Origin of the sequence: Terribacillus sp. DMT04, from assembly GCF_019056395.1 — a bacterium.
GTDB lineage: Bacteria > Bacillota > Bacilli > Bacillales > Amphibacillaceae > Terribacillus > Terribacillus aidingensis_A.
This window is the reverse complement of the sequence record NZ_CP077639.1, coordinates 1,416,261-1,432,524: the sequence shown is the minus strand read 5'-3', so window position 1 is coordinate 1,432,524 and position 16,264 is coordinate 1,416,261. Positions and strand designations below refer to the sequence as shown.

Sequence of the window (16,264 nt, the reverse complement as noted above, 5' to 3'; positions counted from 1 at the left end):
CTTCGTTCACTTAGGAAAGAAGATAATCTGGTGTTTATAAAAACAATCCGACAATCGTACCAGTCAATATCGACCCCATTGTTGCCACTAACAATACCTTCAATCCTACTTTCGCAAGCAAACTTGCCTGCTTTTGATCAATTGCTTGTACGGTTCCCAAAATCATTCCGATTGAGGAGAAGTTTGCAAATGAAATTAAGTAAGCTGAAATAATACCGACTGTTTTGTCAGACATGTCAGGGACAAGCTTAACGAAATCTGAGATGGCAACGAATTCATTGGCAGCTACTTTTGTTCCCATAATCGAACCTGCATTGACAATTTCAGAAGTTGGTATCCCCATGATAAATGCCACAGGTGCAAAAATATACCCAAGTATTTCTTGGAATGTCATACCTACTAAGCCGTTAAACACATAGTTAATCATGGCCAATAACGCCATATACGTAATCAGCATGGCACCTACGATTAACGCCGTTTTACCACCTAATAAGGTACCGTTTCCAACAGCTTCAAAAAATGATTTATCTGTATTCATCTCTTTTAGATCTATATCATAATCTTCTTCGCTTCGAACAGGAGCTACAATGGAAGATAAAATTAAACCAGAGAATACATTGATCGGCAATGCGACAAGCACATACTCAGGTGGTATCAGCTGTAAATACCCTCCTAAAGTTGAACAAGACACCGCGACAAGTGAGGATGTTGCAACAATAAACAAACGGTTTGGGCTCAACTTATGAAGTTGAGACTTAACGGAAATGATTGCCGTTGTATCACCGAAAATCATAGAATTCACCGCAACAAAAGATTCAACTTTCGGCAGTCCCGTTATTTTGGACACAAAACCACCTACATACTTAATCGCTAAAGGCAGTATTCTAAGATACGTTAAAATAGACAATAATGCAGATATAAAGATAATCATCATAAGAACATTCAGGAAGAAATAACCTTTTGTGGACAAATCACCGAATACGAATGAAATGCCTTCGTGTCCAAAGGAAAGGACTTTCGTGAATACCTCGACTATTTTTCTTATGATCGTTCTGCCAATTAACGTATTAAGCAAGAACCAAGCTAATATGAGCTGCACAGCCAACATGATACCAGCTGCGCGATAATTGATATGTTTTTTGTCGTTTGACATTGCCCAGGCAATAGCGACTAAAACAAGTATTCCTAAAACTCCAATAACAATAGACACGCAATTTACCTCCAACCTTGCAGAACCAACCGTGGATTTTTGTACATAGCTTATAAATATAAAGTTAATAGACCCGCATCCTGCTGCTGCAGCTGCGATCCTATACTTGGACTTATTAATAGGATTAACCTAAATCCGTTATCATAAGCAGATTATAAAAATGTTAACAGTATCTCCTGCGTACTGGCGTCTATTATGACACATATCATATTTCGTGATAACACTTTTATTATTAGTTGCATTATTAACATTTTTTATAAAAGTATTTCAATTTCAAAAACTATAATTGCTATATATTGTATGATACTGAACATTAGAAAGGGAGTAGAGGAAGTTTGTGAAGAAATAGAAGAGATGATCATAAGGAAACTAGCAAATTCAGTTCAAACGTACTAAAAAACCGGACAATACGGTACACTTTCACGCTTTAAAAATACCGTATTGTTCAGATAAAAGTTAACTGATATAACCACTTTAACAGCGTTTGAGTATGAATTTTCTATTTGTAACGTTAAGCTTAGCATTTATTCCAATCCGACAGTACCTAACAATATTTGTATTATTAGCAAACTAAATCAATTTCTTGTAATAAAAGTTTCCATCTTTATACTTACCGAATGCATCTTGTGCGAATGCAGGTACTTCTCCAAATAGCACATAGCCTTCTGACTGGTATAACACATTCGCTGGTCCATCTTTCTCTGTATCCAGCAAAAGCAGCGTTCTCCCTTCCTGTCGAGCCGCTTGTTCAGCGTGCTGCAGCAGCTTTCTTGCAATACCTTTGCGCTGGGCATCTGGGTGTGTCATAAGCTTGGCAATTTCAGCTCGATGCTGGCCGTTTTCCTTATCACTGAGTTGCACTTGCACTGTACCTGCTATTTTTCCATCTAGTAAGCAAATAAATAAGCGTACATGCTCGGAGAGGACGTGTTGCCAATATGCAAGAGCGGTTTCATGCTGCATCGGATACAAATAGTTCATAGAAGCCCCTGCCGCCACTATTTCCTCAAACAAATTAGCCAATTCTTCTTCATAACCGCCGATCTCTGTTAACTCGACAATCTGCATAACTTCTCCCCCATTCCCTGTCATTAACTGATTTTCCGTTTCCTACTTGTCTATTATAAAGCAAAAAAGGATGCAACGATGCACCCTTTTAAAAGTTGAAAGCCACTCAGTCTGTTTATGTTTCTATGAAATTATTTCACGCGCTATCAGCTTTAAACCGAATGAAACTGATGGCTGACAACGAGTAACTCTCTCTAATAACTTATTCTTTTTTCCATTAATGACGAGACTTCTTGGAAGCCAAGTTTTTGATACAGGTGTTTTGCTCGGTTTCCTGCAAAAACGTTTAATTGAACTTTATGAAGCCCCTCTGCGCTCAATTGCCGGAACGCTGCCTCACATAACTTTTCAGCTATTCCTCGTTTGCGGAAAAGCGGCAGCACATATATCTCGAATATAAATCCTGCCATTTCATTATTATAATGGTCGACAGTTTTTCCCACCCCAATCCATCCTTGGATCATATCATTTTCATGATGAACAAGGTAATAGCCGCCATTATGCAAAAATGAAGCTGCCATTTGCAGTACCTTATCACTTGTTAGTTTGCCATAACCCATCGTTGCTTCATTAAAAACAGTAAAAGAATAATTCCAGATTGTTTGTGTTTCGATACGCGTAGCTCTTCTAATTGACATCTGACCAAGCACCTCCTTTATATTCTCATCAACATCTTTAGCCACGATATCTGTCACCCATAAGAACAGCCAATTGCTTGTATAAATTGATACGCTGCTCGTGAAATGACAGATCTGTCCCTGAATCTTGTGGTTAGTTTATGTGAGAAATGGGTGTTTGTGCGATAACGCTGCCTTCACGTGCTGCGAACATGTTAGTTTAGTTTTTTTATGAAGAAACGCGAAAAGGCTTTAGCTACCTACCTTTCAGAGCTAAAGCCTTTACACGTTTGATATTACAGCTAAGCTGCCAGTTCATTTTAGAGGGTGTTGCGCCATTCTAATAGTTCCTGCTTATCCTGCGATGTTATAGTGCCTTTTTCCACAAGAATTTCTGTTAATGAATCAAAGTTCGTCAACGTTTCAAACGGAACATCTGCCTGAGCAAAGTTATCATCTGCTTTTTGTAAATTGTAGCTGAAGATAGCTAAAACTTTTGTAACGATAGCTCCTGCTTCTTTTAGAGCCTGCACGGTATTCAGAACGGAACCGCCTGTCGAAATAAGGTCTTCAATGACGACCACATGCTTACCAGCTACATCTGCTCCTTCAATCTGGTTGCCTTTGCCGTGTCCTTTTTTACTGGATCGAACGTAAATCATAGGCAAATCCACTTTTTCCGCAAGCCAGGCTGCGTGCGGGATTCCTCCTGTAGCACAGCCAGCAATAATTTCTGTTTCCGGTGATTCTGCCAGTTTACCTTGAAACTGTCTGCTAATCTCACTTCGAACTTCGGGATGACCCAATGTAAGTCTATTGTCACAGTAGATCGGAGAATGAATCCCGCTTGCCCAGATAAACGATTTGGAAGGATCAATTTGGATTGCGCCGATAGAAAGCAGTGCTTCTGCTAGATTAGTTGTTGTTGTCATCGTTTTTCCACTCCTGTACTGCCTGATTGTAGGCTTGTTTTGGGTTATCTGCTGTTGTTACACTTCTGCCGATGACCAAATAATCGGCACCCATCTTCTTCGCTGCAGCTGGTGTAGCAATACGATGTTGGTCGTTTTGCGCGGAGCCGGCCAAACGAATGCCAGGTGTTACAGTAAGAAAGCTTTCACCGCATACTGCTTTAATGCTCGCCGCTTCATGCGGAGAACATACAACGCCATCTGCCCCGGCGCGCTTAGACAGCTCAGCTAAATGACGTGCATAAGCAGCTAATGTCTTCGGCTGCTGCAAATCAGTTTGGAATGTATGCTCATCCATGGAGGTCAGCATTGTCACGCTTATCAGTTTCGGTACAGCATCTGCTGCTCCGCTATGTAATCCTTCTTTTGCCGCCTCTATCATTTTCGCTCCGCCAAGCGCATGCACATTGACGATATCAACATCAAGTGCTGCAAGATTACGCATTGCTCTTTTAACCGTGTTCGGAATGTCGTGCAATTTCAGATCAAGAAAAATTGGATGATTTTTCTCTTTTAATTGGTAGATGATTTGCGGCCCTTCGCGGTAGAAAAGCTCCATGCCAACTTTTACTGGCACTTCTTCCAGTTCATGCTGATCAAGGAAATGCAGTGCTTCGTTCCCTGTCGGAAAATCAAGTGCGAGATAAATGGGTGTCTGCATGTTCATGCCCCTTTCCGATTGCATCCTCTGCACTAGCGAAACCATATTTCTCCAGTACACCCGGCAATTGCTGAATAATCTCCGGACAAACAAATGGATGCTGGAAATTGGCAGTACCTACTGCAACAGCTGTGGCACCAGCAAGCAGGAATTCCAGCACATCTTCTGCTGTTGTGACGCCGCCCATGCCAATGATCGGTAAATCCGTCACTTGTCGGACTTGGTAGACCATGCGAATGGCAACAGGCTTCACTGCCGGTCCTGATAAACCGCCTATCTTATTCGCAAGCAGCGGTTTTTGGCTCGCTAAATTGATTTGCATGCCTGTCAGCGTGTTAATTAACGATAAGCCATCTGCTCCGCCCGCTTCTGCGGCAGCTGCTATCGCGGTGATATCCGTGACATTTGGAGACAGCTTCACATATACAGGAACCGCACTAACATCTTTTACTGCTGCCGTAACTGTCTGAGCCAGCGCTGGATCGGTTCCGAATTGCACGCCGCCTTCTTTTACATTTGGACAAGATATATTTAATTCAATTGCTTTAATGACTGAATGTCTGCTGATCTTTTGTGCTACTTCGACATATTCTTCAATGGTGCTTCCTGCTACATTAGCCATGATAGGTGTATCATATTTTGCTAGAAACGGCAGCTCTTGTGCCATAATTTGATCCACGCCTGGATTTTGCAGACCGATTGCATTCAACATGCCAGCATCTGTTTCGGCTACACGTGGTGTTGCATTTCCGTACCTGGCTGTGCCAGTTGCCGCCTTGATTGTTATGGCCCCTAACAAGTTCAAATCATACAGCTCGGCATATTCTTTGCCAAAGCCAAAGCAGCCGGAAGCTGGCAAAACCGGATTTTTCAATGCTAAGCCTGGCAGCTGAACTGCTAGATTCATGTCAACACAACCTCCTTTGCTCGGAAAACAGGACCGTCTTTACAGATTTTTTTATACCCACTTGCACTATCCGGGGCAGGAACAACGCAAGCGAAGCAAGCTCCGATACCGCACCCCATTCGCTGTTCAATGGAGATAAACCCTTCCTGATCAGAAAGCTGCGTAGATACAGCTTTTAGCATGCCAGTCGGACCACAAGTAAAGTACTGATCAAAATCCAGCTTTTCAGCACTTATAATATCCGTTACAAACCCTTTTACTCCCGCACTGCCATCATCTGTTGCCAGATAGTAGTTTCCGAGAGTCTGGAACTGGTCCTCATAAAAAACGTGCTCTTTGTTCTGAAATCCTGCCACCATTGTGACGTGCACACCTTTCTGTTTCAGACACTGCGCCAAATAGTAAAGTGGCGGTACCCCAATGCCCCCTCCGACAAGCAGCGCTTGTTCCAATCGCAAATCATCGACAGGATAGCCTTGTCCGCAAGGTCCGAGCGCATCCAGCTGATCTCCTGGTGCTGCTTTGGCTAATGTGTTTGTTCCTTCTCCAAGCAGTTTAAATATAATAGTGATTGTAGATGCTTGTTTATCTACTCCCGCTATACTGATTGGACGACGAAGCATATGATTCGTCCCTTCACCTACAAGCAGATGAAGAAACTGGCCTGGGAGAATTTTCTCCTGGGCCATTCTTCCGTGAAAGGTCATCTCTACTGTATCTTTGGCAATAGGCCGTTTGCTGATAATTTCGAGCTGCTCATGAATCAAGACAGTACGCCTCCTGCCACAACCGGTTTGGCAGTAAAAGTCATGGATTCGATAATGCTGGCAATTGCTTTAGCAGTATCCAAGCTTGTCAAACATGCGAGTCCGTGCTCCACTGCTTCTCGACGGATAAGGAACCCATCAGAACGCGGCTGTTTGCCGGAAGTGAGTGTGTTGACGACAAATTGTACGTCACCATTCTCAATGATGCTAATGACATTTTGCTCCGCTGATCCGACTTTACCGACAGTTGTTACCGGCAGTCCTGCTTCCTCGACAGCTGAGCTAGTTCCTTCTGTTGCATATAATTGGAATCCTAGTGCATAAAACAGTTTGGCGATTTCCATTGCTTCTGCTTTGTCTTTATCTGCTACTGTGAGAAGTATTGCTCCTTCCTGCGGCACAGACAATCCGGATGCGAGCAGTCCTTTGTACAATGCTTTTTCAAGTGTCCGATCGTGACCAATCGCTTCTCCTGTAGACTTCATTTCTGGTCCGAGCAAGGTATCCACACTGCGCAGCTTCTCAAAGCTGAATACCGGCACCTTCACAAACACATCTTCTGGTTCTGGCAGCAGGCCGCTCACGTAGCCCATATCAGCCAGCTTCTGTCCGAGAATCGCTTTTGTCGCAATATTAGCCATCGTTACGTGCGTAATCTTAGACAAGAAAGGAATGGTACGGCTTGCTCGAGGGTTTACTTCCAGCACATAAGCTTTTCCTTTGTGGATAACAAATTGGATGTTAATCAGCCCTTTTACACCAAGTGCTTTCGCTATTTCCATCGTTGCGTCGATACATTGCTGGCGGCATTCTTCAGTAATTGTCTGTGTCGGGTACACGGCTATAGAATCTCCTGAATGGACGCCTGCGCGTTCTATATGTTCCATAATACCAGGGATAATCGTTGTTTCTCCGTCACTGATGGCATCGACTTCCACTTCAATGCCAGTCAAGTATTGGTCGATTAGAACCGGATGATCATGGCGAACATGAACCCGTTTTTCCATGTAATGTTGTAATTCTGCTTCGTTGTAGACGATTTCCATGTTGCTGCCGCCGATGACATAAGACGGGCGGACAAGTACCGGATAACCAATTTCAGCCGCTGTTTCTGCTGCATCTTCAAGTTTCGTGATCGATGCACCTTCTGGCTTTGCGACTTTGAGTTCGTCTAGTAATCTTTCAAACTTATCTCGGTCTTCGGCAGCATCAATTGCTTGCAAAGATGTTCCTAGCACTTTCACGCCGCGGCGCTCCAATCCTTCTGCTAGATTAATTGCTGTCTGACCGCCAAATTGGACGATTACGCCCAGCGGATTTTCCAAGTTGACCACATGCATGACGTCTTCTAAAGTTAGCGGTTCAAAGTACAGCTTATCGGAAACACTGAAATCAGTCGAAACGGTTTCTGGGTTGCTGTTGATAATAATGGCTTCGTAGCCTGCTTCCCGGATTGCCAGAACAGAATGAACGGTGGCGTAGTCAAACTCAATTCCTTGGCCGATACGGATCGGACCGGAGCCAAGCACGATTACTTTTTCTTTATCAGAGACAATGGATTCATTTTCTTCTTCGTACGTGCTGTAGAAATACGGTGTTTGCGATTCAAATTCGGCTGCACATGTATCCACCATTTTATAAACCGGTGCTAGCTGATTTTCCATGCGGAACTGATAAACTTTGTCTTCATTTGTATTCCACCAGTGCGCAATTTCACGGTCAGAGAAGCCTTTTTGTTTCGCTTCCTGTAACAGCTCCAATTCCCACGGCTGTTCTTGTAAGTCTGCCTCCATCTTGATAAGTGCTTCCATTTTCCAAAGGAAGAAACAATCAATCCTTGTCAGTGCGTGCAGCTGTTCAACAGAATAGCCGCGGCGGAATGCTTCTGCCAAGATGAATAAGCGCTCATCGTCAGCTTTGACAAGACGATGCTCCATTTCGTCGTCTGTCATCTGGTCCAAACGAATAGATGCGAGGCCGTTTGCTTTATTATCGAGCGAACGAACACCTTTCAGGAGCGCTTCTTCGATATTGCGCCCTATTGCCATCACTTCTCCTGTTGCTTTCATCTGCGTGCCGAGCTTGCGATTGCCGCTGACGAATTTATCAAATGGAAAGCGCGGCAGTTTGGCTACAACATAATCGAGAGCTGGCTCAAAGTAAGCGTATGTAGTACCTGTTACAGGGTTTTTAATTTCATCCAGTGTCAGACCAACTGCGATTTTAGCGGCCATTTTGGCAATTGGATATCCTGTTGCTTTGGAAGCGAGCGCACTAGAGCGGCTGACGCGCGGGTTCACTTCTATGATGTAATAATTAAAGCTGTGCGGGTCAAGCGCAAGCTGAACGTTACAGCCGCCTTCAATTTGCAAAGCTTTAATAATTTTGATAGATGCATTTCGAAGCAGCTGGTATTCGCGATCGCTTAGTGTTTGCGATGGCGCAACAACGATGCTGTCTCCGGTATGAATACCGACCGGATCCACGTTTTCCATGTTACAAACGACAATGGCCTGGTCGTTTTTGTCGCGCATCACTTCGTATTCAATTTCCTTAAACCCGGCAATATTGCGTTCAATCAAACATTGTGTGACGGGAGAAAGTGCAAGGCCGTTCTTTGTGATTGTCTTTAACTCTTCTAAGTCATAACACATACCGCCCCCTGTGCCGCCAAGTGTATATGCGGGACGGACGATCAGCGGAAAACCGATCTCCTCAGAAAAAGCTACAGCTTGTTCAACAGTTGTGACAATCTGGCTTTCGGGCACTGGTTCACCGAGCTGATGCATTAAATCGCGGAATTGCTCCCGATCCTCTGCTTGCTGAATAGCTTCCAAAGAAGTTCCTAACAGCTCAACCCCAAATTCTTTTAAAATACCAGAGTTATCAAGCGCAACAGCCAAGTTTAAACCTGTTTGACCGCCAAGTGTCGGCAGCAGTGCATCAGGTTGTTCTTTACGAATTATTTTGCTTAGGAATTCGACCGTTAGCGGCTCCATATAGACAATATCTGCTACGGTGTGATCCGTCATGATGGTGGCTGGGTTGGAGTTTGCCAGAATGACCGTATAGCCTTCTTCACGCAGTGCTTGGCAAGCCTGTGTGCCGGAATAATCAAATTCTGCTGCCTGCCCAATGACGATCGGACCAGATCCGATAACAAGGATTTTTTGGATGTCAGTACGTTTAGGCATAAGTAGCTTCCCCCTTGGATGATGGTTGTGTTGTTTGTTCTGTCATGTCCAGGAATTCATCGAATAAATGTCGGGTATCTTCTGGTCCCGGAGCAGCTTCTGGGTGGTACTGCACACTCATGACTGGGTATTTTGTGTGCTGAATCCCTTCTACGGTACCGTCGTTTAACGCTACTTGCATTAATTCAAGCTCCGTCGAAGAAAGTGATTCTTTGGTAACGGTATAACCGTGATTTTGAGATGTTAGGTAGGTTTTCCCTGTTTTTAAATCTTTGACAGGGTGGTTGGAGCCCCGATGGCCGAATTTCAGTTTTTCTGTATTGGCGCCAGCAGCAAGTGCAATTAGCTGGTGGCCGAGACAGATTCCGAAGATAGGTACTTGACTGATCAGCTCACGAATGGTTTTGATGGCAGTTTCCACGTCTTTCGGATCTCCAGGCCCATTCGTCAGCATCACGCCATCAGGATTTAAATGAAGGATTTGTTCTGGCGAGTAGTGCCAAGGTACGACCGTAATATGACAGTCGCGTGCTGCAAGTTCACGTAAAATACCATGCTTCATACCGAAGTCCATCACTACAATACGTTTACCGCGGCCCGGAACGACATATGGCTTGGTTGTACTCATACGCTGCACTTGGTCGTTTGGCAGGGAGATTGCTTCCCAAGCAGCATCTGTTTTCCGTGTTTCGGCTGCTTCTGTTAATCTAGCTTTCATCGCACCTTGTTTGCGAATGATTTTTGTCAGTTTACGAGTATCTATGCCTTCAATTCCAGGAATTTCATGAAACTTCAGGAAGCTGTCTATTGTATGCTGCTTCCTGAAATTAGAAGGAGCGGCACATGCTTCTTTTACGACAAGTGCTTGGATGGATGGCTGGATGCTTTCAAAGTCATCACTATTGATGCCATAGTTGCCGATAAGCGGATAAGTCAGTGTGACGATTTGTCCGAAGTAGGAAGGGTCCGATAGAATTTCTTGATAGCCTGTCATCCCTGTATTAAACACAATCTCTCCCGTTGTTGCCTGATCGCTTCCGAATGCTGTTCCGTTGAATACAGTCCCGTCTTCCAGGATAAGTTGTCGTTTCTTCATTTTACCGCTTCCTTTCTGTATACAATTTCTCCGTTGCAAATTGTCATTGTCGGCTCTCCTGTGTAACGCCAGCCGATAAATGGTGTGTTTGTTCCTTTTGATTGGAATAAAGTCGGATCTACTAGTCCGTCTGCTTGTAAATTTAGTACAGTCAAATCTGCAGCTGCTCCTGTCTCAAAGCGCCCGTATGGCAGCTTGAATGCTTCTGCTGGCTTGATTGTCAGCCAGTCGATAAGCTGACGAAGCGTGAAAATGTCTGTCTCAACAAATTGTGTGTACAATAAGCTGAACGCTGTTTCTGATCCAACGATACCGAATGATGCATCCAGCATGCTGACGTTCTTCTCCTCTGCTGTGTGCGGTGCATGATCCGTTGCAATCATATCGATTGTGCCATCCAGCAAGCCTTCGATAAGCGCCTGACGATCGGCTTCAGATCGGAGTGGCGGATTCATCTTATAGTTGCCATCATCACTTTTGATATCTTCATCTGTCAAAAGCAAATGATGCGGTGTTACTTCTGCTGTTACGCGAATACCGGCGCGTTTCGCATCACGGATAACGCGAACAGACTCTTTTGTGCTGACGTGGCAAATGTGGTAATGACAGCCAGCTGCTTCTGCTAGTAAAACATCCCGAGCAATATGTACTGACTCAGACACATTATTAATACCTGGCAAGCCAAGTCTTTTGCTTGCTGTTCCTTCATGCATGACGCCTCCTGGCACAAGACTGTCATCTTCACAATGTGCAACGACCGGGATGCCAAGTTTTGCTGCCCGCTGCATCGTTTCCAGCATCATACCGGCAGACTGGATACCGAGTCCGTCATCAGTAAAAGCAAAAGCAGTTGTCATATTTTCCATATCGACAATCTCCCGGCCCAGCTGCTGCTTGGTGATGCTGGCGTACTGAAGCACACGAATGACGCCGCTCTCTTCATTTTTCGCTTGTATGCTGGCAAGTGTCTCTGGGCAATCAGGTGCAGGGCGCAAATTAGGCATTGCTGCAACCGTTGTGAAACCGCCTCTTGCTGCTGCTTTTGTACCAGTCTCAATCGTCTCTTTTCTTTCAGCGCCTGGTTCTCGCAAATGGACGTGTACATCTACAAAACCGGCTGTGATCAGTTGTCCTTCTAAATCTTCAAGCTGATCACCTGCCGTTGTCTCTATATGCGGAGCAATCTCTTTGATTACGCCACCCTCGATTTTTACCATTACATCTTCCAAGCTGTTATCAGCTGTTAACTGCTTCGCGTTTGTCAAAATTATAGCCATGCTGCATTCCCCTGCCTTCCAATAAAGTTAGAATTACTGCCATTCTTGCTGCAACGCCATTTTCCATTTGGCGGAATATTCGAGACCTTGGTGCTTCGACAAGACTGTCATCAATCTCAATACCTCGGTTGACTGGTGCGGGATGCATAATAATGCTGTGTGGCTGCATCCGTTTTTCTCTAGCTACAGTCAAGCCATATTCCTCTAAGTAACCTGCTGCTACTTCCTTTTTATCATGCCGCTCAAACTGGATACGAAGCAGCATCATCACATCACATTCCGCTGCCGCCTCATCCATACTTAGTACTGGAAGGTTAATGGACGCATCCATCCATTCCGGTTTGCCTGCTGCAAAGACCTGCGCCCCCAATTGCTGCAGTGCCATTGCATTGCTCCTGGCAACTCGGCTGTGACGTATATCGCCGGCAATCACGACTTTGAGTCCGTCGAAGCGGCCAAACTCTTGGTAGATGGTCATCAAATCAAGCAAGCATTGTGTCGGATGCTCACCTTTTCCATCACCAGCATTGATAACCGGTATATCCAGCTTCTCCGCCAGCATACTAGCTGTGCCTTCCTCTGGGTGCCGGATGACAAGGACTGAAGCGCCGATCGATTGAAGGGTCTTCGCAGTATCATAAACGGTCTCGCCTTTGGTGACACTGGATGCTTCTGCAGCGAAATCCAGTACTTCCAATCCGAGTTTGCGTTCTGCTACGGTAAAGCTCATCTTCGTCCGTGTGCTCGGCTCGAAGAAAAGATTAGCTGCGAACAGCTGCTGCCTGTATGCAGATACCCCCTGTGCCTGTATGTCTGCAGCGAGCTGTACGAGCTGCAGCAGTTCTGCTGCGCTAAGATGCTTCATCGATACAAAATGCTTCATGTCCTTCTCCTCCTTATTTGGATGTTTGTTTCTGCTCTTCAATAGAGAACAGACTGCCATTTCCAAGGCCAGATTCTCTTCCCGGCAAGACCAAGTTCAGAACGACTCCAACTAGTGCTGCTAAAGCCATGCTGTTGATTTCCAAGTCAAGTTCAGCAATTTGGAAGCGAAGGAATGCTCCTCCGATTCCGATGACCAAGATAATCGAACTGATAATCAGATTGCGCTTATCCCCTAGGTCAAGCTGACTGTCAATCATTGTCCGAAGACCGCTGGCTGCGATGATTCCGAACAGCATAATGCTGACGCCTCCCATTACTGCGGTAGGCACAGAACTAATTAATGTAGTGACGATACCCGTGAAGCCGAACAGGATGGCAAGCACCGCGGTTCCTCCGATAACATACACACTGAATATTCTCGTGATCGCCAGTACACCGATGTTCTCTCCGTAAGTTGTATTGGGCGGTCCTCCGAGCATAGACGCAATCATGGTCGCTACACCGTCTCCAGTGATGGATTTGTCCAACCCTGGCTTTACTAGCATGTTTTCATCTACGATTTTGGATAGTGCTAACTGATGTCCAATATGCTCCGATACAGTAACAACTGCGATTGGCACCATGGTGAAGAACAGCTGCCAGCTGAACACATCAGCAACATTGTAATCTGCAAACGGGACCGTGAAGTTCGGCACATGGAAAATGCCGCTAAAGAAAGCTCCAACAGAATCAGCCGTCACAATTTGGTTCCAGGCTGCTTGCACGCCGCTTGTATCCACAATTCCTTGTGTTAAAGCGAAAACATATCCGCCAACAATTCCGATTAAAACTGGAATCAGACCAAGGAACCCGCGCAGGAAGATAGAAGCTGCTACTGTGATTGCTAATGTGACAAGTGCTACGATGAAGTATTTGATGCTGTATTCTCCTGTATCAGGAGCATTCATTGCCATATCAACTGCAGTTGGTGCCAACGCCAACCCGATGACAATAATGACAGGTCCGACAACAATTGGCGGCAGCAGCCGGATGATACCTTTCATCCCGCCAAATCGGATGGCGATGGCTACGATTCCGTAAGCCAGCCCCGCAAAAAAGCTTCCAATCATGGCCCCGCCGATACCAGAAGCATCAATTGCTTGTGTGATAGGGTAAATGAAAGCAAAACTGGATCCAAGATAAGCTGGTACGGATCCTCTTGTTATAAGGATGAACGCCAGTGTTCCAACCCCGCTGGATACAAGTGCGACAGCCGGATCAAGGCCTGTCAGCGCTGGCACAAGAATTGTCGAGCCGAACATTGCGAATAAGTGCTGTAAACTGAATATTATCCATTGGTGCCATTTTGGTATGTCGTGTATTGCTAGTGCTGGTTTCATCTGTGTCTCTCCTCTTTTCAGCTATAAAAAAAGCCTCTTTGCGATGTAGGTCGCAAAGAGGCACACGTCTGCCACTAGTCGTGACGACGTTGTTGCTTGCGACCTTGTAAGCCTCTCTGGACTTCCATTAAAGGTCCTATTTAATTTTCGTAAATATCTACGCTCTCGTAATCATCTGTTTCTTCCAGTTCAACGACGATAATTTCGGATTGCGAAGTTGGGATATTCTTCCCAATATAGTCAGCGCGGATTGGGAGTTCCCGATGACCGCGGTCAATCAAAACGGCAAGCTGGATCTGCGCCGGACGTCCCGCGTCCATAATCGCATCCATTGCTGCTCTGACTGTTCTTCCTGTATATAACACATCATCAATTAAGATGACTGTCTTATTCGTCAAGTCTGTTCCAAGCTTAACTGGCTGCACTGTTGGTTCTTGATTATCAGAAGCATGTGCTAAATCATCACGGTATAATGTGATATCCACTTCTTCCAGCGGAACCGTCGCTTGTTCAATTCCTTCTATCTTCTGCTGCAAGCGTTTGGCGATGGGAACACCTCTTGTCTGAATGCCGACCAGCACCAAATCTTCTGGCCCTTTATTTCGCTCGAGTATCTCATGAGCAATCCGCGTAAGAGCGCGGTTAATTGCTGCTTGATCAAGCAATGTCGCTTTTTTGTTCATTGTTGTCCCACCTTTCTGAAGCTATGAAAAAACCCCTTATCACCATGAGGTAATAAGGGGCATAGATACACACTTGTATCCCGTTCTTCTCCGCTTCCTTATCAGCCTCTCTGGACTGTCTTAAAGGTTCTTATTCAACTGCAATTAGTATCGCATAGGACTGCATTACTGTCAAGCGTTCAATTTCAACTTGTCCAATTCCGCTTGGAACACTTCTGGGACAGGTGCTTCAAAGCGCATCCATTCTCCTGTAATTGGGTGATGCAGACCGAGTACAGCTGCATGAAGCGCTTGTCCGCCAATGTCAAGTGTACGGCGCGGTCCATATTTCGGATCGCCAGCCAGCGGATAGCTAATATACTGCATATGCACACGTATTTGGTGCGTTCTACCTGTTTCCAGCTTACATTCAATGTAAGTAAAACCTTCGAAGCGCTCTAACACTTCAAAGTGTGTTACGGCTGGTTTCCCATTCTCCACAACAGCCATTTTCTGACGGTCATTGGGGTCACGTCCGATTGGTGCTTCAATCGTTCCATATTCATGATCAATAACACCATGAACAATTGCACGGTATTTACGTTCTATATCATGATCCTTCAGCATATCGGTTAATTTTTGATGTGCTTTGTCATGTTTTGCAACAACTAACAGACCACTCGTATCTTTATCAATACGATGGACAATCCCCGGACGAAATGTTCCATTAATACCGGAAAGATCTTTCAGATGATACAACAATGCATGCACCATTGTACCAGACTGATGTCCATTGGAAGGGTGAACCACCATTCCTCTCGGTTTGTTTACAACTGCAATATCTGCATCTTCATAAACAATTTCAAGCGGGATATTCTCCGCTTTGATTTCCATTTCCTCAGGCTCGGGAATCGACCAAGCAATTTCGTCGCCTTCTTGCACTGTATACTTATTCTTAACTGTCGTGCCGTTCACTGTCACCAAATCATCCTTAATCCAGCTTTGTGCTTGGCTCCGGGAAACATCTTCCTGGATATCTGACAGCAGTTTATCAATGCGCAGTCCCGCTTGCTCGGCTGCAACTGTATGTTCAAACTGACTCATGTTTCTTTTCTCCCTTTCTTTCGCTCATCAAGCAGCATTGCGATGATGATGAGGATAACGCCGACAACCAGGCAGGAATCTGCCACGTTAAATATCGGATAATGATAATCGCCAAACCTCGTGTCTACAAAGTCGACGACTTCTTTTCGGAATAAACGATCGATAAAGTTGCCAATCGCTCCACCAAGTACAAGTGCAAGTGATGCACCCATCAGTTTGCTTTCTTTGCTATATTTCACAATATAGTAACTGACTATAACAATAACAATCGCTGTAACAAGATAAAAGAACCAAAACTGTCCTTCTAACATTCCCCACGCTGCTCCTCGGTTGCGGTGAGAAGACAGGTACAGAAAATTGTCGATGATTGGAATGGACTCTCCTTCAGTCATATTCTTCACAACAGCTAACTTTGTTAATTGGTCAATAATGACTGCGATGATCGCGATGATAAAATACATGATTC

General features: G+C 44.9%; 15 protein-coding genes. All 15 read right to left on the bottom strand.

The window, feature by feature from the left end; all coding sequences use genetic code 11:
- Positions 1 to 34: 34 nt before the first annotated feature.
- On the bottom strand, positions 35 to 1,210 hold the full coding sequence (locus KS242_RS07680) for a NupC/NupG family nucleoside CNT transporter (RefSeq protein ID WP_217323789.1): 1,176 nt from the start codon (positions 1,208 to 1,210) through the stop codon (positions 35 to 37).
- Positions 1,211 to 1,780: 570 nt separating this feature from the next.
- Positions 1,781 to 2,278, bottom strand: coding sequence for a GNAT family N-acetyltransferase (locus tag KS242_RS07675; protein WP_217323788.1), 498 nt, complete (start codon positions 2,276 to 2,278; stop codon positions 1,781 to 1,783).
- Positions 2,279 to 2,472: 194 nt separating this feature from the next.
- Positions 2,473 to 2,916, bottom strand: a complete 444-nt coding sequence (locus tag KS242_RS07670; protein WP_217323787.1) for a GNAT family N-acetyltransferase — start codon at positions 2,914 to 2,916, stop codon at positions 2,473 to 2,475.
- Positions 2,917 to 3,215: 299 nt separating this feature from the next.
- A complete protein-coding gene (pyrE, locus tag KS242_RS07665; protein WP_217323786.1) occupies positions 3,216 to 3,827 on the bottom strand; it encodes an orotate phosphoribosyltransferase in 612 nt (203 codons plus the stop codon).
- Complete coding sequence (gene pyrF, locus KS242_RS07660; protein ID WP_217323785.1) at positions 3,811 to 4,527, bottom strand: orotidine-5'-phosphate decarboxylase; 717 nt, start codon at positions 4,525 to 4,527, stop codon at positions 3,811 to 3,813. The genes pyrE and pyrF overlap by 17 nt, the downstream gene beginning before the upstream one ends.
- Positions 4,499 to 5,434, bottom strand: coding sequence for a dihydroorotate dehydrogenase (locus KS242_RS07655; RefSeq protein ID WP_217323784.1), 936 nt, complete (start codon positions 5,432 to 5,434; stop codon positions 4,499 to 4,501). Before KS242_RS07655 ends, pyrF begins: the two co-directional genes overlap by 29 nt.
- Positions 5,431 to 6,201: a dihydroorotate dehydrogenase electron transfer subunit gene (locus KS242_RS07650; RefSeq protein WP_217323783.1), complete on the bottom strand. Its 771-nt coding sequence runs from the start codon at positions 6,199 to 6,201 to the stop codon at positions 5,431 to 5,433. Before KS242_RS07650 ends, KS242_RS07655 begins: the two co-directional genes overlap by 4 nt.
- Positions 6,198 to 9,395 carry a carbamoyl-phosphate synthase large subunit gene (carB, locus tag KS242_RS07645; protein ID WP_217323782.1) on the bottom strand — a complete coding sequence of 1,066 codons (3,198 nt, stop codon included), beginning with the start codon at positions 9,393 to 9,395 and terminating at the stop codon, positions 6,198 to 6,200. The genes KS242_RS07650 and carB overlap by 4 nt, the downstream gene beginning before the upstream one ends.
- Entirely contained in the window at positions 9,388 to 10,491 is a 1,104-nt protein-coding gene (locus tag KS242_RS07640) for a carbamoyl phosphate synthase small subunit (RefSeq protein ID WP_217323781.1), read from the bottom strand. The genes carB and KS242_RS07640 overlap by 8 nt, the downstream gene beginning before the upstream one ends.
- Positions 10,488 to 11,768 (bottom strand): dihydroorotase, encoded by a 1,281-nt coding sequence (locus KS242_RS07635; RefSeq protein WP_217323780.1) that lies wholly within the window; start codon positions 11,766 to 11,768, stop codon positions 10,488 to 10,490. The genes KS242_RS07640 and KS242_RS07635 overlap by 4 nt, the downstream gene beginning before the upstream one ends.
- Positions 11,728 to 12,651, bottom strand: coding sequence for an aspartate carbamoyltransferase catalytic subunit (locus KS242_RS07630; RefSeq protein ID WP_217323779.1), 924 nt, complete (start codon positions 12,649 to 12,651; stop codon positions 11,728 to 11,730). Before KS242_RS07630 ends, KS242_RS07635 begins: the two co-directional genes overlap by 41 nt.
- A gap of 13 nt (positions 12,652 to 12,664) precedes the next feature.
- Entirely contained in the window at positions 12,665 to 14,032 is a 1,368-nt protein-coding gene (locus KS242_RS07625) for a solute carrier family 23 protein (RefSeq protein WP_217323778.1), read from the bottom strand.
- A gap of 140 nt (positions 14,033 to 14,172) precedes the next feature.
- Positions 14,173 to 14,715 carry a bifunctional pyr operon transcriptional regulator/uracil phosphoribosyltransferase PyrR gene (gene pyrR, locus KS242_RS07620; protein WP_097040311.1) on the bottom strand — a complete coding sequence of 181 codons (543 nt, stop codon included), beginning with the start codon at positions 14,713 to 14,715 and terminating at the stop codon, positions 14,173 to 14,175.
- A gap of 171 nt (positions 14,716 to 14,886) precedes the next feature.
- Positions 14,887 to 15,798: an RluA family pseudouridine synthase gene (locus KS242_RS07615; protein WP_217323777.1), complete on the bottom strand. Its 912-nt coding sequence runs from the start codon at positions 15,796 to 15,798 to the stop codon at positions 14,887 to 14,889.
- Positions 15,795 to 16,259, bottom strand: coding sequence for a signal peptidase II (lspA, locus tag KS242_RS07610; RefSeq protein ID WP_305852604.1), 465 nt, complete (start codon positions 16,257 to 16,259; stop codon positions 15,795 to 15,797). The genes KS242_RS07615 and lspA overlap by 4 nt, the downstream gene beginning before the upstream one ends.
- Positions 16,260 to 16,264: the final 5 nt, after the last annotated feature.

Bases quoted from the DNA above. Each gene is read 5' to 3' on its own strand.
- KS242_RS07675 (WP_217323788.1), bottom strand. From the start codon at position 2,278: ATGCAGATTGTCGAGTTAACAGAGATCGGCGGTTATGAAGAAGAATTG.
- pyrR (WP_097040311.1), bottom strand. From the start codon at position 14,715: ATGAACAAAAAAGCGACATTGCTTGATCAAGCAGCAATTAACCGCGCT.
- KS242_RS07630 (WP_217323779.1), bottom strand. From the start codon at position 12,651: ATGAAGCATTTTGTATCGATGAAGCATCTTAGCGCAGCAGAACTGCTG.
- KS242_RS07655 (WP_217323784.1), bottom strand. From the start codon at position 5,434: ATGAATCTAGCAGTTCAGCTGCCAGGCTTAGCATTGAAAAATCCGGTT.
- carB (WP_217323782.1), bottom strand. From the start codon at position 9,395: ATGCCTAAACGTACTGACATCCAAAAAATCCTTGTTATCGGATCTGGT.
- KS242_RS07615 (WP_217323777.1), bottom strand. From the start codon at position 15,798: ATGAGTCAGTTTGAACATACAGTTGCAGCCGAGCAAGCGGGACTGCGC.
- pyrE (WP_217323786.1), bottom strand. From the start codon at position 3,827: ATGACAACAACAACTAATCTAGCAGAAGCACTGCTTTCTATCGGCGCA.
- KS242_RS07635 (WP_217323780.1), bottom strand. From the start codon at position 11,768: ATGGCTATAATTTTGACAAACGCGAAGCAGTTAACAGCTGATAACAGC.
- KS242_RS07625 (WP_217323778.1), bottom strand. From the start codon at position 14,032: ATGAAACCAGCACTAGCAATACACGACATACCAAAATGGCACCAATGG.
- KS242_RS07670 (WP_217323787.1), bottom strand. From the start codon at position 2,916: ATGTCAATTAGAAGAGCTACGCGTATCGAAACACAAACAATCTGGAAT.
- pyrF (WP_217323785.1), bottom strand. From the start codon at position 4,527: ATGCAGACACCCATTTATCTCGCACTTGATTTTCCGACAGGGAACGAA.
- KS242_RS07640 (WP_217323781.1), bottom strand. From the start codon at position 10,491: ATGAAGAAACGACAACTTATCCTGGAAGACGGGACTGTATTCAACGGA.
- lspA (WP_305852604.1), bottom strand. From the start codon at position 16,259: ATGTATTTTATCATCGCGATCATCGCAGTCATTATTGACCAATTAACA.